This window comes from Mucilaginibacter sabulilitoris, assembly GCF_034262375.1.
Lineage (GTDB): Bacteria > Bacteroidota > Bacteroidia > Sphingobacteriales > Sphingobacteriaceae > Mucilaginibacter > Mucilaginibacter sabulilitoris.
Map to the genome: position 1 here is coordinate 6,272,243 of NZ_CP139558.1, position 20,590 is coordinate 6,292,832.

24 protein-coding genes are annotated in these 20,590 nt (G+C 45.8%); 13 read left to right on the top strand and 11 right to left on the bottom strand.

The features are described 5' to 3' along the window. Positions 1–88 precede the first annotated feature (88 nt). Complete coding sequence (locus SNE25_RS26450; RefSeq protein WP_321562028.1) at positions 89–469, bottom strand: single-stranded DNA-binding protein; 381 nt, start codon at positions 467–469, stop codon at positions 89–91. 451 nt (positions 470–920) lie between these two features. Here SNE25_RS26450 and SNE25_RS26455 point away from each other — a divergent pair, with 451 nt between their 5' ends. The 9 genes from SNE25_RS26455 to SNE25_RS26495 all read left to right on the top strand — a co-directional run bounded on the left by SNE25_RS26455 (position 921) and on the right by SNE25_RS26495 (position 6,500). Beyond that, positions 921–1,808, top strand: a complete 888-nt coding sequence (locus SNE25_RS26455; RefSeq protein ID WP_321562029.1) for an isocitrate lyase/PEP mutase family protein — start codon at positions 921–923, stop codon at positions 1,806–1,808. A gap of 5 nt (positions 1,809–1,813) precedes the next feature. Then, entirely contained in the window at positions 1,814–2,668 is an 855-nt protein-coding gene (locus SNE25_RS26460; RefSeq protein ID WP_321562030.1) for an SDR family oxidoreductase, read from the top strand. Between the two features lie 55 nt (positions 2,669–2,723). After that, complete coding sequence (locus tag SNE25_RS26465; protein WP_090463211.1) at positions 2,724–2,903, top strand: DUF6496 domain-containing protein; 180 nt, start codon at positions 2,724–2,726, stop codon at positions 2,901–2,903. Positions 2,904–2,924: 21 nt separating this feature from the next. Then, a complete protein-coding gene (locus SNE25_RS26470; RefSeq protein WP_321562031.1) occupies positions 2,925–3,929 on the top strand; it encodes an SDR family oxidoreductase in 1,005 nt (334 codons plus the stop codon). Positions 3,930–4,014: 85 nt separating this feature from the next. Beyond that, the gene (locus tag SNE25_RS26475; protein ID WP_321562032.1) at positions 4,015–4,560 is read left to right on the top strand and encodes a YciE/YciF ferroxidase family protein; all 546 of its coding nucleotides are present in this window, start codon (positions 4,015–4,017) and stop codon (positions 4,558–4,560) included. Between the two features lie 99 nt (positions 4,561–4,659). Next, on the top strand, positions 4,660–4,848 hold the full coding sequence (locus SNE25_RS26480) for a DUF2188 domain-containing protein (RefSeq protein ID WP_243483828.1): 189 nt from the start codon (positions 4,660–4,662) through the stop codon (positions 4,846–4,848). Positions 4,849–4,895: 47 nt separating this feature from the next. After that, a complete protein-coding gene (locus SNE25_RS26485; protein ID WP_321562033.1) occupies positions 4,896–5,561 on the top strand; it encodes a flavodoxin family protein in 666 nt (221 codons plus the stop codon). Between the two features lie 43 nt (positions 5,562–5,604). Beyond that, positions 5,605–5,904: a DUF3175 domain-containing protein gene (locus SNE25_RS26490; RefSeq protein WP_321562034.1), complete on the top strand. Its 300-nt coding sequence runs from the start codon at positions 5,605–5,607 to the stop codon at positions 5,902–5,904. A gap of 113 nt (positions 5,905–6,017) precedes the next feature. Next, positions 6,018–6,500, top strand: coding sequence for a CinA family protein (locus SNE25_RS26495; RefSeq protein ID WP_321562035.1), 483 nt, complete (start codon positions 6,018–6,020; stop codon positions 6,498–6,500). Between the two features lie 52 nt (positions 6,501–6,552). Here SNE25_RS26495 and SNE25_RS26500 read toward each other — a convergent pair whose 3' ends face one another. The 5 genes from SNE25_RS26500 to SNE25_RS26520 form a co-directional block, all read right to left on the bottom strand. Beyond that, the gene (locus tag SNE25_RS26500; protein ID WP_321562036.1) at positions 6,553–7,107 is read right to left on the bottom strand and encodes a YciE/YciF ferroxidase family protein; all 555 of its coding nucleotides are present in this window, start codon (positions 7,105–7,107) and stop codon (positions 6,553–6,555) included. Positions 7,108–7,201: 94 nt separating this feature from the next. Further along, positions 7,202–7,690, bottom strand: coding sequence for a DUF421 domain-containing protein (locus tag SNE25_RS26505; protein WP_321562037.1), 489 nt, complete (start codon positions 7,688–7,690; stop codon positions 7,202–7,204). Positions 7,691–7,836: 146 nt separating this feature from the next. Then, complete coding sequence (locus SNE25_RS26510; RefSeq protein WP_321562038.1) at positions 7,837–8,292, bottom strand: inorganic diphosphatase; 456 nt, start codon at positions 8,290–8,292, stop codon at positions 7,837–7,839. A gap of 30 nt (positions 8,293–8,322) precedes the next feature. Then, positions 8,323–8,784: a low affinity iron permease family protein gene (locus SNE25_RS26515; RefSeq protein ID WP_321562039.1), complete on the bottom strand. Its 462-nt coding sequence runs from the start codon at positions 8,782–8,784 to the stop codon at positions 8,323–8,325. Then, entirely contained in the window at positions 8,781–10,997 is a 2,217-nt protein-coding gene (locus tag SNE25_RS26520) for a hypothetical protein (RefSeq protein ID WP_321562040.1), read from the bottom strand. Before SNE25_RS26520 ends, SNE25_RS26515 begins: the two co-directional genes overlap by 4 nt. A 197-nt stretch (positions 10,998–11,194) precedes the next feature. On the opposite strand from SNE25_RS26520, the gene SNE25_RS26525 reads away from it, so the two are divergent. Genes SNE25_RS26525 through SNE25_RS26535 form a run of 3 tightly spaced genes read left to right on the top strand, consistent with a single transcriptional unit; the run spans position 11,195 to position 12,496 of the window. Continuing rightward, the gene (locus SNE25_RS26525; protein ID WP_321562041.1) at positions 11,195–12,142 is read left to right on the top strand and encodes a manganese catalase family protein; all 948 of its coding nucleotides are present in this window, start codon (positions 11,195–11,197) and stop codon (positions 12,140–12,142) included. Further along, the gene (locus tag SNE25_RS26530) at positions 12,142–12,303 is read left to right on the top strand and encodes a hypothetical protein (protein WP_321562042.1); all 162 of its coding nucleotides are present in this window, start codon (positions 12,142–12,144) and stop codon (positions 12,301–12,303) included. Before SNE25_RS26525 ends, SNE25_RS26530 begins: the two co-directional genes overlap by 1 nt. Next, positions 12,272–12,496 (top strand): hypothetical protein, encoded by a 225-nt coding sequence (locus tag SNE25_RS26535; protein ID WP_321562043.1) that lies wholly within the window; start codon positions 12,272–12,274, stop codon positions 12,494–12,496. Before SNE25_RS26530 ends, SNE25_RS26535 begins: the two co-directional genes overlap by 32 nt. Positions 12,497–12,599: 103 nt before the next feature. Here SNE25_RS26535 and mnmE read toward each other — a convergent pair whose 3' ends face one another. After that, a complete protein-coding gene (mnmE, locus tag SNE25_RS26540) occupies positions 12,600–13,991 on the bottom strand; it encodes a tRNA uridine-5-carboxymethylaminomethyl(34) synthesis GTPase MnmE (protein WP_321562044.1) in 1,392 nt (463 codons plus the stop codon). A 166-nt stretch (positions 13,992–14,157) separates the two neighbouring features. Here mnmE and SNE25_RS26545 point away from each other — a divergent pair, with 166 nt between their 5' ends. Beyond that, positions 14,158–15,216, top strand: coding sequence for a nucleoid-associated protein (locus tag SNE25_RS26545; protein WP_321566252.1), 1,059 nt, complete (start codon positions 14,158–14,160; stop codon positions 15,214–15,216). A gap of 87 nt (positions 15,217–15,303) precedes the next feature. Here the strand turns inward: SNE25_RS26545 and SNE25_RS26550 are convergent, their stop codons facing one another. The 4 genes from SNE25_RS26550 to proS all read right to left on the bottom strand — a co-directional run bounded on the left by SNE25_RS26550 (position 15,304) and on the right by proS (position 20,580). Then, positions 15,304–16,602 (bottom strand): IS110 family RNA-guided transposase, encoded by a 1,299-nt coding sequence (locus SNE25_RS26550; protein ID WP_321562045.1) that lies wholly within the window; start codon positions 16,600–16,602, stop codon positions 15,304–15,306. Positions 16,603–16,874: 272 nt separating this feature from the next. After that, a complete protein-coding gene (locus SNE25_RS26555; RefSeq protein ID WP_321562046.1) occupies positions 16,875–17,693 on the bottom strand; it encodes a TIGR02757 family protein in 819 nt (272 codons plus the stop codon). Between the two features lie 116 nt (positions 17,694–17,809). Continuing rightward, positions 17,810–18,949 carry a cystathionine gamma-synthase gene (locus SNE25_RS26560; protein WP_321562047.1) on the bottom strand — a complete coding sequence of 380 codons (1,140 nt, stop codon included), beginning with the start codon at positions 18,947–18,949 and terminating at the stop codon, positions 17,810–17,812. A 158-nt stretch (positions 18,950–19,107) separates the two neighbouring features. Then, positions 19,108–20,580 (bottom strand): proline--tRNA ligase, encoded by a 1,473-nt coding sequence (proS, locus tag SNE25_RS26565; RefSeq protein ID WP_321562048.1) that lies wholly within the window; start codon positions 20,578–20,580, stop codon positions 19,108–19,110. Positions 20,581–20,590: the final 10 nt, after the last annotated feature.

The window sequence follows — 20,590 nt, forward strand, 5'->3', positions numbered from 1 at the left end:
TTGTATAGCAATGCAGCATCCCGAAGGCATCCGCTACAGGTTCTGATGTCCATTTCCATCTTAAAGCGTATGTGGTACGTGAATACTTCTACTTCTTTGAATGAGCCACATTTTCCAGTAATTCATTAATTTCAAAATCACTGATCCGTCCCAAAAGGGTAAACGTTTCAGGAATAATTTCTGTGATGTAACGTTTGATACCTTCTTTATCTTCAAAAGAGCGGGTACGACATTTACCTTCTACATAGATCAGCTTTCCTTTACGGAGCGATCTATGACAGGCTTCCGCCAGCGAACGCCGCATCACGATATTGTGCCATTCTATGTGTTCTGTTTTAACACCGTTTTTGATGATAAACTCGGACGTAGCAAGCGGAAAACTTAAAACTGCAGCGTTATCCGACAAATACCTGAGTTCCGGGTCTTTTCCTAAATGGCCGACCAGGATAACTTTATTAACTCCTGACATAGCGTAAATTTAAGGTTACTTCAATTTCCCTAATGTGATAACACCCGTTACCGAATTGGGTTTTAAACAATTAGCCTTCTTGATATTTCGTTAAAGCTTAAATTGAAATCTTAGAAATCAGCTCCTCAGCCTCTACACGTCATTGAATAGCTCTGTTCTAAATTAATGACACAGATGGTTGATTTTAGTACAATTATTAAATTAAAAGAAATAATTTTAAGTATAGATAGCTAAAATGTAAAATATTTTTATCCATATATCCACTACTGGAATAATATTGGCGGTGATTTATTCAGATTATTTTGCCGCTCCCGCCCACTTTCAGCCGCCGCTAATTTTACTCATTTATCAAAGAATGAATCTGTATGATGCAAGCAGTAATTTTTCACAAATCAGGCAGAATTGCCAATAAAGAGGATCGTATTAAAGTAGTACTCAAAGGAGATGCGTAATGAAACACACGATCACCAAAAGAAAGAGCTGGAAAGCCATGCTGGCCGCAGCAGACAAACCGGTGCAGCTGCCCGTTGCACATGATGCGCTGACAGCCCGCCTGATTGAGCTGGCCGGTTTTGATGCCTACCAGATCGGCGGCTATGCGCTTTCCGGAGCTACACATGCGATACCAGATGTAGACCTGGAAAAATTCGGCGAAAAGAAATTCTCTGCAGACTGGATCATGCAAGCTTCACCTCTGCCGGTATTGCTTGATGTTGATGACGGCTATGGTGATGTGAAGAATGTTACACGTACCGTTCAGGAATACATCCGCCTGGGTGCTTCCGCCATGTTTATGGAAGATCAGCAACCTCCGAAAAAATGCGGACATATGGGCGATAAAAAAGTGATCGATACCGAAGCCATGTTACAAAAAATCAAAGCAGCCGTGGCCGCACGTGATGGTATGGATTTCTTTATCCTCGCCCGTACAGATGCCATTGATTCCGAAGGGATCGATAATGCTATCGACCGCGCAAAAAGCTACCTGGATGCCGGTGCGGATGGCGTTTACCTCGAAGGTCCGGAAACGATAGACGACCTCGAAAAGATCGGAAAAGAATTGAAAGGGGTATCCTTAGCCACCAGTGTATTGGAAAACGGAGGCAAAACACCCTGGGTGTCGCCAAAAGACCTGGGTGATATGGGTTATTCCATGATCTTATACCCCACTACGGTGATCTTCCAGGTGGCTCACACCATCCAAAAAGCGCTGAATAATTTAAAGCATGGCAAACCAATCCCTAAACCTAACGCGGTTAGTATGGATGAGTTTATGCAAATAGTTGATCTGCCTTTCTGGGCTAAAATTGAAAAGGAATTTGAAGGAAAAAACATTTGACCGATATGGAAACGAAAACAAAAAAGCCACAAAAACAGGATCGCCAGCCGGGTATTGAAGCGGAGATGGATCCGAAACCGGAATATATTAAGGATAGTTACAAGGCCGCCGGCAAACTCCAGGGCAAGATAGCCCTGATCACAGGTGGTGACAGTGGCATCGGCCGGGCTGTCAGCGTTCATTTCGCCGAAGAAGGTGCGGACATAGCCGTCGTTTACCTCGATGAAGATAATGACGCCGAAACAACCAAAAATCTGGTGGAAGCCGCGGGCAGAAATTGCCTGCTTATCAAAGGAGATGTGAAGGATGCCGCCTTCCGCAAAAACGCGGTCGAAAGGACCGTTAAGAAATATGGAAAGCTAAATATCCTCGTCAATAATGCAGGAATGCAATTTCCACAAAAAGATGTCAAGGCGATTGATCCCGAACAGCTGGACACCACTTTCCGCACCAATATATTTGCTTATTTCTACTTCGCTGAGGCGGCAGTAGCTTACATGCGCAGCGGTGACTGTATTATTAATACCACCTCAGTAACTGCTTACCGTTCCTCTCCTTCGCTGATTGATTACTCTTCGACTAAAGGAGCTATTACCACCTTTACGCGCTCTCTGGCAACAAATCTCGTTGAAAAAAAGATCCGTGTAAACGCTGTAGCGCCCGGACCGGTCTGGACGCCCCTGATCGTATCCACGTTCGATGAGGAGAAGATCAAAAATTTTGGAAGTGAAACCGCCATGAAACGGGCTGGACAGCCTTCGGAGCTTGGACCTGCCTATGTTTTTCTGGCTTCAGATGATGCTTCTTTTATAACGGGGCAGGTCATCCACGTAAACGGTGGTGAAGTAGTCAACGGATAAGGTTATATGATCAACGGAATAATTTATACTATGAATAACTATTAAATCAAAAAAAATGGCAAAGTATTCAGAAAAGGCACAGGACAAGGTCCACAAAGCCTTACATGAGGAAAAAGAAGGGACACTAAAAAGTGGCAAAAGCGGTAAAAAAGTAACGTCCAGAAAACAAGCTGTGGCAATCGGATTGTCGGAAGCCCGCAAGGAAGGCGCTAAGGTTCCAAAAAAGAAGTCGTAAAAAAATACATCCTACACTACCATGAACGAAGAACATAAAATCACCCGGCGGCAAGCGGTCGCCGGGTTAGGTGCCACTTTAGCTGTCGCATCAGTAACACCTGTCTTCTCAGCCGTCGGTAAAACAAAAAGTATAATGGGAACAAAAGCATTAGAAGATCCGATCACCAAATACCCCAAGCCGCCTTTTGAAGGCCAGTCACAGCCCTGGCCGGGCTTAGCCAGTAAAATGAACCCCAAACCGGATCACGGCGAAAAAAGCTATAAAGGTTCGGGACGGCTAGCTGGTCGCAAGGCGTTGATTACCGGTGGCGATTCCGGGATGGGACGAGCTGCCGCCATAGCCTATGCCCGTGAAGGCGCTGATGTGGCGATTAATTATTTCCCGACAGAGGAAGAAGATGCCAAAGAGGTGATCGCATTGATCAAAGCTGAAGGCCGCAAAGCCATCGCAATTCCCGGCGACCTGCGAGATGAAGGCTTTTGCAAAAAACTGGTAGACGAGGCGGTTAAGAGTTTGGGCGGATTGGATATTGTAGTAAATAATGCAGGCAGGCAGCAAAGCAACCAGTCTATTTTGGATATTTCTACAGAACAGTTTGACTGGACGATGAAAACCAATATCTATGCTCCTTTCTGGATCATTAAGGCGGCCCTGCCGCATTTACAAGCCGGCTCGGTTATCATCGGTACCACTTCTGAACAGGCTTACGATCCCTCACCCGACCTGTATGATTACGCGCAAACAAAGGCTGCGACAATGAATTATGTCAAGTCACTGGCAAAACAATTAGGGCCGAAAGGTATCCGTGTAAATGGTGTCGCACCCGGACCGATCTGGACACCGTTACAGGTTAGTGGCGGCGCCAGCCAGGAAAAGCTGAAGCAGTTTGGCGGACAAACACCATTGGGCAGACCCGGGCAACCCGCAGAACTGGCCTCTATCTATGTACAGTTGGCTGCCTCAGATGCCAGTTACGCGACCGGACAGATCTATGGTTCATCCGGCGGCTCAGGACAACCTTAATACGTAGAAGCTCACCCCCGGCCATAATCCGGCATTGACATCCAATTTAAAGAAATTACAAAATCATTTATCAAAAACAAATATCATGGAAACACAAACCGCACAGACTACCGATTCAAAACTCAAGGAGTTTTTTATCGATCAATTAGAAGACCTGCTTTGGGCAGAAAAAAAACTGGTTAAAACTTTACCAAAATTACAGGAAGCCGCTACATCCGCTGAACTGAAGGATGCATTCGGTAATCACCTCACACAAACTCAAAACCATGTTACCAGGTTGGAACAGGTCTTTGGTTTGATTGGTGAAGACGTGGACACCACCAAATGCGCAGCAATGGCCGGTATTGTTGACGAAGGCGAAGATATTATAGATGAAACCGAAGAAGGCACAGCGCAACGGGATGTAGGTCTGATCTTCGCCGGACAAAAGGCAGAACATTATGAGATCGCCACTTACGGCGGCATGGTCACACTGGCTAAAACTTTAGGATATAATGATGCGGCTGACCTCCTGGGCCAGACCCTGGAGGAAGAAAAGGAAGCAGACAACCTGCTGACCCGGATCGCCGAAAATAATATCAATTACCAGGCAAGCACCGAACCCAAAGAAGACAAGGGATTTTTTTCCTGATCTTTTTACAGCGCCTGTCATCAGACAGGCGCTGCTGAATGCCAATGCAAAACAAGGTTGAAATGAAAGTGTATTTAGGAAATATTTAAAAATTAGCTTATGCCATGGTATAACGGAAACTACCCGCCATCTTATAAGAACCAACCTAAGAAAATCAGGGAAAAGGCAACGGAGATCGCCAATGAAGTGTTGCGAACAACCGGCAATGAAGGGGAAGCAATAGCGACTGGTTTAAAGCAGGCACGCGCTCATTTTGCAAAAGAAAAAAAGAAGAACAGTGATAGCTGAACTACATCAGGCTGTTATTTTTCTAACTAATTATTAAAACAAACTTCATGAAGGCATTACTTATTAACTGTACGCTCAAACGCCAACCAGATTTTTCCAACACAGGCGCATTGGCTGACAAAGCCGCAAGCCAGCTTCGTGAGCAGGGGTTTGAAACAGAGATTATCCGTCTTAATGATTACCAGGTGCTTACCGGTAATTCTTCTGATGAAGGAGAGGGTGACCAATGGCCGCTTATCCTGGAAAAGATCAAATCCTGTCAAATTTTTATTATCGCCACGCCCATCTGGATGGGACACCTGGCCTCGACCGCTCAAAAAGTGATTGAACGGTTAGATGCTATTTTCCGGGACGAAGAACTAAGCAATCACGAAAACGGACAATATATGCCCTATAATAAAGTAGGCGGTTGCCTGGTCACCGGCAACGAAGACGGCGCCCATAGCTGCGCCGCGCAAGTACTCTGGGCTTTGCAGGAAGTAGGCTTTACAATTCCACCAAATGTTAACGCCTATTGGGTTGGCATGGCCGGAGGAGAAAAAGATTATGTAGAAGCCGGCGGCGAACGATATTTATATACCAATAAAACCTTGCGTTATATGACCGCAAACCTGGCCTGGTTTGCCAAACTATTAGCCACTAACCCTATCGGTACCAATCTACTGGAAGAGGATAAAAAAGCGGAAGGAGAAAGCGACAAGCAAGAAGGTTAGTATCAACTGATTCTAAAATCATTTACGGATAAACTATATTTCTATGACTACGCAAACCAAAAAAACAGTAAACAAATGGTCTGCAGATGTTACAGAGCACAGCGATGCGATGGACCTGGAGAAAGATATTTTTAAATCCGGAGATCCGGATAAGATCGCGGCATCAGTAAAACATTCGGCGGAGACAAGCAAACGGCGAAAATCTTCGCCTTATCAAAGCGCGATGTCCATGCTGACCTTTTATGAGAACCGGGCCGGAAAGAACTTAAACGCAGAGGAAAAAGACACGCTGGAAAAAGCAAAGGATAAGTTGAGGGAGTTATTCGGTAAGGACGATAAGTGATAAGCAGTAGTCGGTTCTGTATCCGGTAGTTATGATTGTTAGGAAAAGACCTGATGCTTGCGCAAAGCGTCTGTATATCCAAACCATTTTCAGCGCCAGATCGTTAAGTATAAATGGCAGAAAGCAAAATCGGCGTTTGCAGTAAAATCATAGCTCAACGAGGGCTGACTATCGCTTTTGCAGAAAGCGCGACAGCGGGCTGGCTCTGCTCCGAATTTGCGCTGACCGAAGAATCTGGTAAAGTGCTTAAAGGGGGCATCGCCTGTTATGACGCAAGTTTGAAAATCCGTTTATTAGGTGTACCACAGGAACTTATTGATAAATACACGCCGGAATCGATGGAAGTGACCCGGGAGATGGCTTACCGCTTAAAAACAATAATCGATTCGGATATTCAGGTAACCGTTACCGGCCTGACCACTCCCGGCGGCAGCGAAACACCGGACAAACCGGTCGGCACCATGTTCGTTTTTGCTTTGATCAGTGGTCGTGAAGCCAGCTTCCGTAAAGTGTTTTCCGGTTCCTGCGAGGAGGTCATTCATCAGACCATCGAGGCGACCGCTGAACTTTTGATCTCGGCGCTAAGCAAAACTTAAACAAAAAAAGGGATACCTTCCGGTATCCCCTGAAAGATCACAATTGCTTCTTTTATTCTATTTCGGCGGCAGCGGCTTCATTCACATAATTTTCGGCTACTTGGGTCAACAGGGTATCGGCATTTTTTTCTTCGGCTAAGTTTTCATCAAACAGGCGCTGCGCTTCACTATAACCCAGGGTTCCGGCTAAGGTGCGCAGGGTACCATAAGATGCGATCTCATAATGTTCTACCTTTTGAGCAGCAGAAATAATGGCTACATCCCTTACTTCTGTGCCTTTGTCGGTATCGGACAATAGTTCAGTAGCTTCGTTTAGCAGGCCCTCCATGGCCAGGCATTTCTTAGCCACCGCTTTTTCACCGATCGAAGCGAAAGCGCTTTCCAGACGGGTCACATGGTTCTTGGTTTCCTCCAGATGGTTACTAATGGTTTGTTTAAGGTCTTCCGAGGTCGCTCCTTTGATCAGCTTCGGCAAAGCCGAGGCTAAATGCTTTTCGGCCCAGTAGATGTCCTTGATCTCATCGATAAATAACTCTTTCAGCGCACTTTCAGCTTCTGGTGTGCGGCTGGCTGCTGCAGCAGACTTTTTGTTGTTTTTTGTAGGCATGATTGTAGATTTTATTTTCTTAAAACTATATTGAACAACGTTGTTCTTAAAAAAACAAGAAGCGTTCCAAACCACTGATAAATCGGGACAATTTTCATTTTTTCCGGATAGCACTGACCTCGCCGTTTCTTTCCATATAAACTTTTTCAATCCCCTTCATATCTTCAGTTAGCGCTGACTTCCGGACACCCTGCATGATGTCTTCTTCACAGACCAATCCTTTTTCCATACGGCTTTTAATGAACTTTCCCTGATCAAATAGCAGGATTTTATCGCCCTCCATAAAGCGGCCGAATGCCTTATGATGAACGATCAGCCAGCCAAAGACCCGGTGCAGGAAAACAATCACAAAACAGCAGATGATTACCGGTACAAAAGCCGATGCACCCACCACCGCCCGGCTCATGATGGCTCCCAATGAAATGGTAATAATATTGTCGAGCGGCGTCCGCACGCCAAACGAGCGCCGGCCCGAGACGCGGATGAGCAGGAAGGCAATTATAAAAATGACTACGCCCCGGCTGCTCATCTGCAAGGCATTGAGCTCTTTGCCTTCACCAAAAATTTTCAGCATAAGTTCCATAGCAATTGATTTTAGTTCTTATTTAGTTTCTTTTGCCGCATATAGCTGCGGGTTTCTTTGGCGCCGTTCCCGGCTTATGGCTTACGAGCCAGGCGGTGATTAACAGTAACACCAGCATGGGCCGTATGAGCAGCTGCTTTATTTCTTCATTGACTTAATAATTTGGCGGCCTGCGGGGCGTTTAACCTCGCGGTCACTTTAAATTTCTTGCCCGCCTGTTCGTTATAATTTTTGAAAAAGGCTTCGAGCTGATCAATGAGGACTTGTGGCAACTCCTCCAGTGTATGGATGTCCGAGTATAACTGGGAAACATCCGGAATACCGATAAAACGGTCATTCCGTACCTTGTGCCCGTTCCGTTCGGTTTGCTCCGCTTTTAATCCGCCAATAATCTGGCAATCTACCAGGCAACCGGAAAAAGTGGAACCTTCGGAGATCACGATGATATCCAGCGGGTCTCCGTCCTCTCCTTTGGTTCCCGGGATCATCCCGAAATCAAAGGGAAAGACCAGTCCGGCGGGCAGGATCTTATTCAGTTTAAAACGTTTTTCCGCCGGATCATAGTCGAACTTCTGGTTCGATCCCTTCGGACATTCGATCATCGCGGTGATTATAGTCGGCTTATTCATGGCTCAGGTCTTTTTAATCGGCTTCCGTGTCTGTGATTTTCTTTTCTGGTTTTCTGTAGCAGCATCTATTGAATGCGTGCGGGTAAGATCATTTTCCTTTTCTGCCAGATCAGACAAGCGGATATAAAATTTATAAAGATGGTCCAGTTCCTCTTCAGTCAAATCTTCAATATTAACCATGCGGTTACTGGTGCCCTCGTGCGAGGCCAGCAATTCATTCAGCTTCAGGTGGACGGCCTTGGAGTCTTTATTTTGCGATTTCTGAATCAGAAAGACCATCAGGAAAGTTATGATCGTCGTTCCCGTATTAATGACGAGCTGCCATGTTTCCGAATAATGAAATAACGGTCCGGTAACAGCCCAAATGAGCACGGTGGATGTAGCGATGATAAATGCAGCGGAACTTCCGGTGGCCGCTGTGGCCCAGTTACTGAAACGTTCAAATAAATTCTTACTCTTCTTCATTTGGTCTTCCAGTTAATATAAACTTCACTGTCACCGGGAATAGTAAATTCCAGGTGACCGTCTTTGGTTTTCCTACCTTTAGCAGGTTCGTTTCCCCCATTCAGCGTCACTGAAAATTCAGGCATTTTACCTTTATCCGTTTTGACCAGCATCAAACGGCAGCTGAGCCGTGTGTCTCCCGCCAGCGTAAATTTGGCCGGACGGTGCTTTTTTGGCGAGAAGCCATAAGTTGGGTAATCGGTATAGATCATGAAAGGCTCGTCTTCCACCTGCATATAATGGCGCGGCAGTATACCGAAAGCATTTCCCGCGCCGTATACTTCCTGTCCGACTTCGCCGGATTTCTCCCAGCCGTCATGCATATCCTCCAGCGCGATCCACAGGTTCGGGTCGACTTCACCAGTTTTGACTTCGTCTGATAACATCGCCTTCGGCAGCATCGTCGGATAATAATATACCGCCCGTTCTACCAGGAAACGTATATATTCGGCCATCAGCAAACGCAGGGAAGGCAGAATATCGAGGCCTTCCGCATGATGCAGGTAATCATGAAAGGCACAGAAGACTTCCTGCTCCTCGTAAACCGCCGTATAGGGCGCATCGTTCAGCGGGAACAAGGCAAAGAAGGATGAGAAGTTTTGGCCATAACCATAATTGCAGTCCCAGAGTTTTACGTTCCTGAACACATTAGCCAGGCATAAATAACTGAGCTCTTTATATACTTCTTTTTGGGTGACCTTATACAGCCGCAATAATGCACCTGCAGAGAAGGAGGTGTTATTCGCCTGGTAGAATAAGTCAAAACCTAAACCTTGCAGTTTTAAAGCGCCTCTTTCAGCTTCCGCCAAATAACGTTTGTTGCCTGTCAGTTCCCAGGCCTGCAGCATTACATGTGCATACAAACCCGGCACATCCTTTTCACCGCCTTTTCCAGGTTGTGTTTCCGCTTTGATCACCTCGAGCGTGTCCATTTTATAAAACACCGGCCACCTGTAATTGAAATGACGGGCCACCTTTATTGCGAATTCCAGCGAATCCAGGAACAGTTTTTCGGCAACTTTATCACCTTTGAGCGCTAAGCGTGACAAGTTCAGCAGCGGGTGATGCAGATACCAGGAATCCATAACCATTGGCTTTTTGTGTTCTTCGTCGCCTTCCATCTTATCGGCCACTTTAGGGTGCCAGCGCATGATCGTGCCAAGTTCCTCATTGTAAAAGGCGGGCAGGCCTTCCTTGATCTTTTTCATCACCTCCAGCTGCGAATCGTTCCATTCTACATAATCCAGCAAGGGCAGTAAAACCGCCAGCTGAACCATGATTTCGGGTGGTGTTGCATAATCGCAAACATATGCGTTCAGGTAATGATTCCCGTTCACCTGTGACCAGCAACCCGGGCTTTCGGTCAGGTCAGTTAAACCTTTTTGCAAAGTTTCCGGCCAGTTTTTATAAGTAGTAGCCGGTTTAGGCAATTGCAGATAAACTGCCGCTAATAAATCAAGATACTGGCGTACCATGGCTCCCTCATCTGCAGGTACTTCTTCAGAAAAGACAATAAACGCGTCACTCAGGGCATAAGTTTTCCCTGCTTCCAATGGTTTATTTTTCAAAGTAGGAGGCAGGGCAAATCCAATTTCCGGCCATTCGCCACCCACCGTATCTCCGGCCGAGGTTTCGGTCTGCTGGTTATAGTCCGCCAGTGAGGTCAGGTTCTGGAGGTAAAGCACAGAACCCGCCTTCGGCCGGGTCAGGCTAAAATAGAGCTGTCCGGAACGCGTGCCTACCTGGCTGACTTTGATCTCGCCTTCAGCCAGCTTATCGCTGCTCGCCGCGCCGAGCGGCACGATATCGCGCGGCCAGTAAGGGAACAAGACCGGCGCTGCCGCTCTCAGTGTTGTCGTCAGGCGCAGCACGGGGATTTCTCCAGCCGGTAACCGGACAACAGCCTCGTATTCGCCCATCAGGGAGGCGATCCGAAAAGTAATGTTTTGATCTTTCTCCAGGACCCTCCGGAGTTCAAGGTGATCGTTGGGTGAATAAGCAAGCCGGAAAGCGATCCGGCTGCCTTTCGGCCAGGCTAAAACCATCCAGCAGGAGTCGTCAATCAGGTAAACTTTAAAGGCATAACCTACTGCCTGCTGTTCATAAACCGCGGTCAGGCCGGGACTGTTCAATTTTGAATTAACAGCCAATAGCCAGGCTGAGGTTGCATTCATGGTAAAAAAATAATCTTTCAACAATTGGTTTAAATACTCCGTGAACGCTTACAGAAAGCGTTTAGAAAGTAGTACAACAACTATTTTCAGTTAAATAATGTTTTTATATTTCTTATAAAATTATTTAATTAATTAAAAACATAATAACAACTCCTATAGTTTTATCAATATCCATTTACCTAAAAACAAATAATATTATGTTTCACCATGTAAAAGATCTACAATTCAACGCCCGGGTATCCCGTCCGGATCCGCGTTTTGCCAACCTGTTGCTGGAGCAGTTCGGCGGCGAAAACGGTGAGCTGGCCGCAGCCATGCAATATTTCACCCAGGCCTTCGGCGCGAAAGTTCCGCATCCGGATAAATACGATATGCTGATGGATATCGCCACCGAAGAATTCAGTCACCTGGAGATTGTTGGCGCTACCATCCAGATGTTACTGAAGGGCGTGAACGGTGAGCTCAAAAACGCCGCCGACAGCTCGGAAATTATGCAGGTATTAAACGGTAAGGCCGCGAAGGAAGATATTATCCACGCAGCTGTATTCGCCAATCCACAGTTCGGCATCATCACTGGCGGTGGCGTAACGCCACGCAACAGCCAGGGTATTCCCTGGTGTGCATCTTACATCCACTCCAATGGCGACCTGACGGTTGATCTACGGAGCAACCTGGCTTCGGAATCACGGGCCAAGCTCGTTTACGAGCATTTGATGAAATTCACCGATGATCCGTACATCCACGAAACCCTGTCCTTCCTGATGACCCGGGAGGTTACACACTATAAAATGTTTGAGGCAGCTTTGGACAGCATCCAGCCTAATTTTCCGCCGGGGGTATTGGCTGCCGATCCCCGCTACCTGCAAAACGTTTACAACCTTTCCGACGGTACCGTTCGCGGGCCGTGGAATGAGGGTGAGATCAAAGGCATGGGCAAAGAATTTAATTACGTTGAAGACCCCATTGCACAGATACAGGAAACAGAAGGCCAAACGAAATTGCCGGGTGATTTCAGCGCGGAGGTAAAAGAAAGCGAAAAACTCAATAAAGACATGAGCAAAGTCAAAAGCGCTGAAGTAAAAAATGCAGAACCTAAAGGTGTTGCCCAATGGAGCACCTACGGGGCAGAACCAGTACAGGCATAATGGACGAGCACTTATTTTTATTTGGCCAGCGCGTACTGACGCCTTCAGGGGAAGGAGAAGTGGTGGATACCATTGGCGATAAGATCGTCGTCAAGCTGGATAGCGGATCAACAGAAACTTTTCCCTCTGATGACGTACAGGATAATAACAACGCAGGCTGATGAACTCCAAACATATCAGATGAAAAAAATAGTTATTCCGGTGGCCATCTTCATGATAGCCACCTTATTCACCAGCTGCACCGCGATAGCAGGTATTTTCAAAGCCGGCGCGGCTGTGGGCATTCTTGCGGTTGTTATCGTGATCGCCATCATTATCTGGATCATCTCGCTGTTCAGGGGGAAAAGCAACTAAGTAAAAAAATGAAAGAGCACTTACAACGTTTTAAAACTGCGCAGGACCGGGATTATGATACCGCGCTGGCGGAATCAAAGGCGGCGACCAATATTTAGTTTAATCATTTGCCAATACAAAACTTACTGAATATATTATCCAGCAGGTCATCTGTTGTAACGGCTCCGGTTATTTCACCGAGATAATGCAGGGCTTGCTTAATATCAATCGACAGGAAATCTGAAGTGATACTGCCGTCAATACCACCCAATATGCGGGTAAGTGCCTCTTCAGTTTTTTGCAGTGCCTCCAGGTGCCGGATATTGGTTACCAGCGTTTCGTCGCCGCTGAGCTGGTCTTTAATTGCGGCACTGTATATCCTATTCTTAAGGTCATCTATATGTAGCTTTTCTTTGGCCGATATAAAAATGGTTTGATTATCAGGCAATCCTGATGTTTGAAAGAATGCCTCTATATCGTCCTCTTTGCCTGCCGAATTTAATAAATCCATCTTATTGGCTACCAGCAGCATGGCCACGCCAGGTGTTTGCAGACTTGTTAAATCGCTTTTAAGCTCATCTAAGGTTATCTGCTCGGCGTCAAACACATAGATTAACAGGGCCGACTGGCTAATCTTTTCCATGGTACGCTGTACCCCTATCTGCTCAATGGCATCTGTGGCTTCGCGTATGCCGGCGGTATCTATCAATCTGAAATTAATACCTTGAATGTTCAACACTTCTTCTATAGTGTCACGAGTAGTACCGGGAATGTGGCTTACTATGGCGCGTTCTTCGTTTAATAAAGCATTCAGCAAGGTTGATTTACCCGCATTGGGCCTGCCTGCTATCACCGTATTAACACCCTGTTTTATAGCATTTCCCAGCTCAAAAGATTGTATTAGCCTGCCAATGATACGGGTAATGTCCACTATTAATTGCTTCAGTTGACCGCGATTGGCAAACTCCACATCTTCTTCGGCAAAGTCAAGTTCGAGTTCAATAAGCGAGGCAAAATTAACCAATTGCTCCCGCAGAGTTTGTAACTGGCTGCTAAAGCCGCCCCTTAATTGTTGCAAGGCAACCTGTTGCGATGCTTTGGAATTAGACGCGATCAGATCGGCCACAGCCTCTGCCTGCGATAAATCAAGCTGACCATTTAAGAATGCCCTTAGCGTGAACTCTCCGGGTTTAGCAGATCGCGCGCCCTTTTTGATAAATAATTTAATGATCGATTCAATGATATATCCTGAGGCGTGACAGGATATTTCTACCACATTTTCGCGTGTGTAGGAACTTGGTGCTATAAATAATGATGCCAATACCTCATCCAGCATCAGGTCGCCATCCATAATATGGCCGAAATGGATGGTATGTGAGGCCTCTTTAGTTAAATCCTTGCCTCTCCAAACGCTGTTGGCAATAGTTATAGCGTCCAGCCCCGAAAGGCGGATCACCGCGATAGCGCCTATCCCGTTTGGTGTTGCAAGGGCAACTATGGTTTCATTATTTGTCATGGATATTATTCCTCATTAAATCATTCAATAGTTAGCCAACTATTAAAATGCAAAAGTAAAACAAATTACCATGAACAATGAACCAGCAATTATGTACTACTTTCTGATGACTAATGAAGCCGCAGCAAATAATCAAACGCTAAAAAACTTTACCTTCGCATCAATTATGGTAACCTTTTTTGAAGCTTCGCTCAATACTATTTCGGTACATCACGTCGGCAACCAGTCGCAGGAAGAAATGTACGCTCTTTCTGATGTTCCGCTGGAACTCAAGGATGATATTATACCGAACCTGCTAATGCAGTACTTTTTAAAGCCATTTGAAAAGGCCAACGAGGTTTATCACCTCATGCACAGCAGCGGCGAACTTAACCTGAACGAGATACACCACTTTGCTACCCAGGTATTTGATGATAAGGAGAAATTTCATGAAGCATCGCAGCAAATTGCCAAACACTTATATAAAACCACTACACACCCTAACATTAAGGGCGGTGAGTTGTACGTGGTTTACTTTAACAAAGTACAAATTGAAGGTAACCCGCTGGATGTTATCGGTATTTTTAAATCAGAAAATAAGGAAACTTATTTGAAGGTTTATCCTGACAAAGGCGGTTTTCAGGTTGATTATGAGCAGGATGCCATTAACATCAACAAGCTGGATAAGGGTGTGCTTATTTTCAATATCGAAAAAGAAAACGGTTACAAAGTAGTTGTGGTTGATAAAACCAACGGAGGCCAGGATGCAGCCGTATACTGGAAAGATGACTTTCTGCAGCTGCGCATCCGTAACGACAGCTTTAACCAAACCAATAATACGCTGGGTATCTATAAAAACTTTGTGACCGAAAAACTGGATGATCAGTTTGAAATGAGCAAAGCCGATAAGATAGACCTGCTTAACCGATCTATGAAGTATTTTAAGGAGAAGGATGAATTTGATATGGACGAGTTCTCTAACGAGGTAATCGGTAACCCGGAAGCTATCGAATCATTCAAAAACTTCAAAAACCAGTATGAGCAGGAGTTTGATAGTCCCATTGCCGACAATTTTGTTATATCTGAAAACGCCGTTAAGAAACAAGCGCGAGTTTACAAAAGCGTTTTAAAACTTGACAAAAACTTCCATATCTATATCCATGGCGATAAAGAACTTATTGAAAAGGGGTTTGATGATGGCCGGGCAATGAATTATTATAAGGTTTATTTTAAGGAAGAAGCGTAAAAAGGCCTGTCATCCTGAGCTTGTCGAAGGATCACACGCAGAGGCCAGCCCACCATGCTTCGACGGAGCTACCCATGACATAATAATTTAAGCAGGCACAAGTTCCATATTTAATTCAAGGGCGAGTCTTTCTAATCGCCTTTGTTTCTGTTCTTTAAGAATGTTCTCATACGAGTGAAGGCCCTTCTCTACAAAGTCGGCGCCTTTTACGATTAAACGCCAGTATTGAGCAGCCAGTTTTCTGGCTGTAGCTTTAATAGCTATCGCGGGGCCTTTTCTACCCCTTAATCTTCTTGCAAATGAACCCCAGCCGATATACTTGCTGTTCAATAATCCATGGGCCATCTGTTTGAATATTTGCCCAACGGTCGGCTTACCCTTGCTTTTACTTTTGTTTTTCTTTCCTGAACGGTCATGCCCCGGCGATAAACCAAGCCAACTGGTGAAATGTTTTTCACTTGGCCATCGGCTAAGATCCGAACCTACCTCTGTGTATAACTGTAACCAGTTGTAATCTGTAATACCCGGGAGTTTGGTCGCGTCTTTACCATCAAATATTTTCAACAAGTGATCCCCCAGATTATCGATATTAGGTTTGTTGTGACGGATCGCTTTGCGTTTCCCGCCGCTTATTCCCGGCGGTAGGCTCTTGTCCCTGTTGATCCGCTGTAAAACACGATCAATCTGACTGTCGCATTCCTGTATCTGACCCTGATAAAAACCATAGCCCTTATAGGCCTGACCCAAGGCAAAAAGCCCCTGGGCTGTATAATGGCCCTGCAAGGCCTTCAATACTTCTTCTCCTTTATTCTCCCTGATCTTTTTATGGCACAGTGAAAACAACTTAGCAGGATCACGCTCACCCTGCAGTATCGCATCGATCAACGCCATGCCGCTTACTCCATGGACCTGGCTTAATACCTCCGGCAAACGGATATTCATTTCTATCAGTGCCTTCTGCATGTGTTGAACATGCATGGCCGCACTCCGAAGGTGATCCTCCCGAAGACGCTGATAACTACGCAATTCTTTGATATGCCCCTCTGAAACATAACAGCGGTTCAGTAAACCATAGCTATGCAACTGCTGTATCCACTGGCAATCCTTTACATCTGTTTTTCTGCCTGGTAACTGCCGTGTCTGCCGACCGTCAACAAGCCACACATCTAATCCCGCATCCAAAAGAATATCATAAAGCACATACCAGTAAACTCCTGTCGCTTCCATGGCTACCGTACTTACTTTATGCTCCAATAAATAATGCTTAAGTGATACCAGATCACTGGTGAAAGTTTCAAACGAACGAACCGGCTGACTTTCAAGCCCCACGAATAGCTTACGGGCGCCTATATCTATGCCCGCTGCATGAAAATGCATCTTTTCCATCCTTATATCCTTTTTTAAGAAGCCGTGCCCGAAGGAGTTTAAAGAAAAGACAGGCTACCCATCGGACAAATCACTCTTGTAAGGATCGTACCATACCTTCAGACTCTATACTTCAGAACCATACTCAGCAACAGGCAATAAGCACTATAACTTGATCGGACACACTGCACGGCTCAGCAAAGCTATGTCATTTCTCCTTCAGAGGCCAAGGATTTAATCACTCTCTCAGGATGACAGCTTGCCTCATAGTATTTTATAATGAATTTACATCATTAAAACTGCACGCCCCAACGCTCTTCAATCCCTAATCCAAACAAAGCGAAATCATACTTCACTGGGTCGGCGGGGTCAAATTCACGTAAACGGGCAGTGAGCTCTTCGGCGGCTTGCCAGTCGGTTTGCTTGCGGGTAATGAGCAGTAGTTTGCGGGCCACACGGTCGACATGCAGATCGAGCGGACAAACCAGGTCAGTCGGTTTAATTTTGTTCCAGATGCCAAAATCAACTCCGCAATCATCTTTCCGAACCATCCAGCGTAAAAACATATTCAATCGCTTACAAGTCGACTTTTGCGAGGGTGATGATACATGTTTCATTGTCCGGTGCGGAAAATCGGGCAAGGAGAAGAAGTATGATCGAAAGTGGTTGAGGGCAGCTTCAGCCCCCCGGCCCCCTAAAGGGGGAGCATGCAAATCAAAAAACTCCCCCTTTAGGGGGCTAGGGGGCACAAACGCATCCTCCAATGATTCAAACCGCTCATAATGCTGTCTGAAAAAGGCTATAAAATAAAGCGTATCAATATCGTTAAAGGTGCGATGCTTAAAGCTGAGTAGTTTTTTCAGATCAGGCTCTTCATGGTTAATGATAAAATCATAAGGTGCGCCATCCATAAGGGCAATCAGTTCCTTACATTTTTTGATAATGGTAACGCGTTGGCCCCAGGCCAGGGTTGCTGCCCAGAAGCCCATGATCTCGATGTCCTCCTTACGGCGGAACATATGAGGTATGGATATGGGGTCGTTCTCAATAAAACCGGGCTGGTTATATTGAGCCACCCTGGCGTCAAGGAATAATTTTATATTTTCGATCATGAAAGCAAATTAAACAACATATCATTGCGAGGTACGAAGCAATCTCCTACTTACAAAGCCGTTTTGTATAGCTTAGAGATTGCTTCGTACCTCGCAATGATATGTAAAGGTCTAAATTAACTCAGCGCTTGCTTCAAATCTTCCAGCAGGTCTTCGATGTCCTCCACCCCTACGCTCAGGCGCAGCAGGTTGTCTACCACACCGGCTTTTTCGCGCTCGGCTTTGGGGATAGATCCGTGGGTCATGCTTACCGGGTGATTGATCAGTGATTCTACACCACCTAATGACTCGGCCAGGGAAAACACTCTAAATGATGAAGCAACGCGGAATGTTTCCTGCAGATCGGCGCCTTTTAAAACTATAGAGATCATGCCGCCAAAATCACGCATTTGCCTTTTGGCTACGTTATGGTTCGGATGATCGGTAAAGCCCGGCCAGTATATCTTTTCAACCTTCGGGTGAGTTTTCAGGAACTCGGCTATTTGCCTGCCGTTTTCGCAATGGGCCTTCATGCGCAGGTGCAGGGTCTTTATACCACGCAGCACCAGGAAGCTGTCCATCGGGCCCGGAGTAGCGCCACAGGCGTTATAAATAAACCAGAGCTTTTTATATAACTCCTCGTCGTTCAGCATCAGGGCGCCCATCACCACATCAGAGTGGCCGCCAATGTATTTGGTTACGGAGTGCATTACCACATCAGCACCCAAATCAATAGGGTTTTGCAGGTATGGAGAGGCAAAGGTATTATCCACTACAAACAGCAGGTTCTTTTCTTTCGCTATTTTACCAATAGCCTCTATATCCACAATTTGCATGGTGGGATTAGTTGGCGTTTCTATCCAAACCAATTTGGTTTTATCATTGGTATATTCGCGTATGATCTCCGGGTTGGACAGATCAAGAAAATGAAACTTGATGCCATAATTGGCGAATATCTTGGTAAAGATGCGGTACGACCCGCCGTATAGGTCGTTCCCGGTGATTACCTCATCGCCAGGGGCGAGTAGTTTCATAACTGCATCCGTAGCACCCATGCCGCTCGAAAAAGCAAGTCCGAATTTGGCGTTTTCCAATGCCGCCAAACAATCTTCCAACGCCTTACGGGTAGGGTTTGTACCGCGGGAGTATTCATAGCCTTTATTATCGCCCGGCGACTTCTGCCAGTAAGTTGATGTCTGGTATATCGGCGTCATGATGGCGCCCGTTGTTGGATCGGGCTCCTGCCCTGCATGTATTGCTTTAGTTGCGAATTTCATAAGCCCCCTAACCCCCTAAAGGGGGAATTTTTGATTGGCTTCCTTCCCTAAAAAGAAGCCGATTTATTTTTATTATCCTTTAGGGAAGGATGTATGTCCCCGGAACTTTTGATATCAATAAGCAAATCAAAAGCTCCCCCTTTAGGGGGCTGGGGGGCTTAATACGCCCTTGCAAACAGTACCCTTTGTGTTGAGGGTTTGCCTGTAAAGATGCATTTGCCTTCTTCCTGTTTGTTATCCAAAGGTATGCAACGGATTGTCGCCTTAGTTTCCTCTTTTATTTTTTGTTCGGTTTCTGAGGTACCATCCCAGTGGGCGCTGATGAAACCAGGCTCCTCATCAAGCATGCGCTTAAACTCTTCCCAGGTATCTACTTCGGTGGTGTTTTCAGCCCTGAAGTCGAACGCTTTTTTGTAAATGCTATTCTGAATTTCGCCCAGCAACGCTTCTATAGTTTGCGCAAGCCCTTCCTGGTTTACGGTTTCCTTTGTTTTGGTATCGCGGCGGGCCAGCTCAACCGTTCCGTTCTGCATATCGCGGCTACCAATGGCAACACGCAATGGCACACCTTTCAGCTCATACTCGGCAAATTTTGCTCCCGGACGATGGGTATCCCTGTTATCAAATTTTACAGAGATTCCTTTGGCCTTAAGTTCTTTGCTTAGCGAAGCCACATAAGCCGAAATATTGTCAAGCTCTTCCTGGTGTTTGTAAATTGGCACAACTACAACCTGTATAGGGGCCAGTTTTGGTGGCAGTACCAATCCGGCATCATCAGAGTGGGCCATGATCAGCGCACCAATTAAACGGGTAGATACCCCCCATGAGGTTGCCCAAACAAAATCTTGTTTGTTATCCCGGGTGGTGAATTTCACATCAAAAGCCTTGGCAAAGTTCTGCCCTAAAAAGTGTGATGTTCCGGCTTGCAAGGCTTTACCGTCCTGCATCAACGCTTCAATGCAGTAGGTATCCAAAGCACCCGCAAAACGTTCGTTAGCTGTTTTACGGCCTTTTACTACCGGCAACGCCATCCAGTTTTCGGCAAAGTCGGCATAAACATTCAGCATTTGCTCGGTTTCGGCCACGGCTTCTTCAGAGGTGGCGTGGGCCGTATGGCCTTCCTGCCATAGAAATTCGCTGGTACGTAAAAACAGACGGGTACGCATTTCCCAGCGCATTACGTTGGCCCACTGGTTAACCAGAATAGGCAGGTCGCGGTATGATTGGATCCAGCCTTTGTAGGTGTTCCAGATAATAGTTTCTGATGTGGGGCGAATAATAAGTTCTTCTTCCAGTTTAGCCTCTTCATCAACAATGATATTTCCGTCACCATCGTTCTTTAAACGATAGTGCGTAACAACAGCACACTCTTTAGCAAACCCATCAACATGACTGGCCTCTTTAGAGAAGAAAGACTTGGGTATTAAAAGCGGAAAATAGGCGTTACTGTGCCCTGTATCTTTAAACATTTGATCAAGCACCGCTTGTATTTTTTCCCATATAGAATAGCCGTACGGTTTAATGATCATGCAGCCCCTAACTGGCGAGTACTCTGCCATGTCAGATTTAATTACTAAGTCGTTAAACCATTGCGAATAATCTTCGTCTTTACTTATAACACCTTTGCTCATATTGTTTGGA

Coding starts and splice junctions, on each gene's coding strand:
- SNE25_RS26470 (WP_321562031.1), top strand. CDS start 2,925: ATGAACGAAGAACATAAAATCACCCGGCGGCAAGCGGTCGCCGGGTTA.
- SNE25_RS26450 (WP_321562028.1), bottom strand. CDS start 469: ATGTCAGGAGTTAATAAAGTTATCCTGGTCGGCCATTTAGGAAAAGAC.
- SNE25_RS26545 (WP_321566252.1), top strand. CDS start 14,158: ATGGTAACCTTTTTTGAAGCTTCGCTCAATACTATTTCGGTACATCAC.
- SNE25_RS26485 (WP_321562033.1), top strand. CDS start 4,896: ATGAAGGCATTACTTATTAACTGTACGCTCAAACGCCAACCAGATTTT.
- SNE25_RS26495 (WP_321562035.1), top strand. CDS start 6,018: ATGGCAGAAAGCAAAATCGGCGTTTGCAGTAAAATCATAGCTCAACGA.
- SNE25_RS26455 (WP_321562029.1), top strand. CDS start 921: ATGAAACACACGATCACCAAAAGAAAGAGCTGGAAAGCCATGCTGGCC.
- mnmE (WP_321562044.1), bottom strand. CDS start 13,991: ATGACAAATAATGAAACCATAGTTGCCCTTGCAACACCAAACGGGATA.
- SNE25_RS26460 (WP_321562030.1), top strand. CDS start 1,814: ATGGAAACGAAAACAAAAAAGCCACAAAAACAGGATCGCCAGCCGGGT.
- proS (WP_321562048.1), bottom strand. CDS start 20,580: ATGAGCAAAGGTGTTATAAGTAAAGACGAAGATTATTCGCAATGGTTT.
- SNE25_RS26560 (WP_321562047.1), bottom strand. CDS start 18,949: ATGAAATTCGCAACTAAAGCAATACATGCAGGGCAGGAGCCCGATCCA.
- SNE25_RS26465 (WP_090463211.1), top strand. CDS start 2,724: ATGGCAAAGTATTCAGAAAAGGCACAGGACAAGGTCCACAAAGCCTTA.
- SNE25_RS26550 (WP_321562045.1), bottom strand. CDS start 16,602: ATGGAAAAGATGCATTTTCATGCAGCGGGCATAGATATAGGCGCCCGT.
- SNE25_RS26535 (WP_321562043.1), top strand. CDS start 12,272: ATGACGTACAGGATAATAACAACGCAGGCTGATGAACTCCAAACATAT.
- SNE25_RS26555 (WP_321562046.1), bottom strand. CDS start 17,693: ATGATCGAAAATATAAAATTATTCCTTGACGCCAGGGTGGCTCAATAT.
- SNE25_RS26490 (WP_321562034.1), top strand. CDS start 5,605: ATGACTACGCAAACCAAAAAAACAGTAAACAAATGGTCTGCAGATGTT.
- SNE25_RS26525 (WP_321562041.1), top strand. CDS start 11,195: ATGTTTCACCATGTAAAAGATCTACAATTCAACGCCCGGGTATCCCGT.
- SNE25_RS26505 (WP_321562037.1), bottom strand. CDS start 7,690: ATGGAACTTATGCTGAAAATTTTTGGTGAAGGCAAAGAGCTCAATGCC.
- SNE25_RS26510 (WP_321562038.1), bottom strand. CDS start 8,292: ATGATCGAATGTCCGAAGGGATCGAACCAGAAGTTCGACTATGATCCG.
- SNE25_RS26530 (WP_321562042.1), top strand. CDS start 12,142: ATGGACGAGCACTTATTTTTATTTGGCCAGCGCGTACTGACGCCTTCA.
- SNE25_RS26520 (WP_321562040.1), bottom strand. CDS start 10,997: ATGAATGCAACCTCAGCCTGGCTATTGGCTGTTAATTCAAAATTGAAC.
- SNE25_RS26500 (WP_321562036.1), bottom strand. CDS start 7,107: ATGCCTACAAAAAACAACAAAAAGTCTGCTGCAGCAGCCAGCCGCACA.
- SNE25_RS26515 (WP_321562039.1), bottom strand. CDS start 8,784: ATGAAGAAGAGTAAGAATTTATTTGAACGTTTCAGTAACTGGGCCACA.
- SNE25_RS26475 (WP_321562032.1), top strand. CDS start 4,015: ATGGAAACACAAACCGCACAGACTACCGATTCAAAACTCAAGGAGTTT.
- SNE25_RS26480 (WP_243483828.1), top strand. CDS start 4,660: ATGCCATGGTATAACGGAAACTACCCGCCATCTTATAAGAACCAACCT.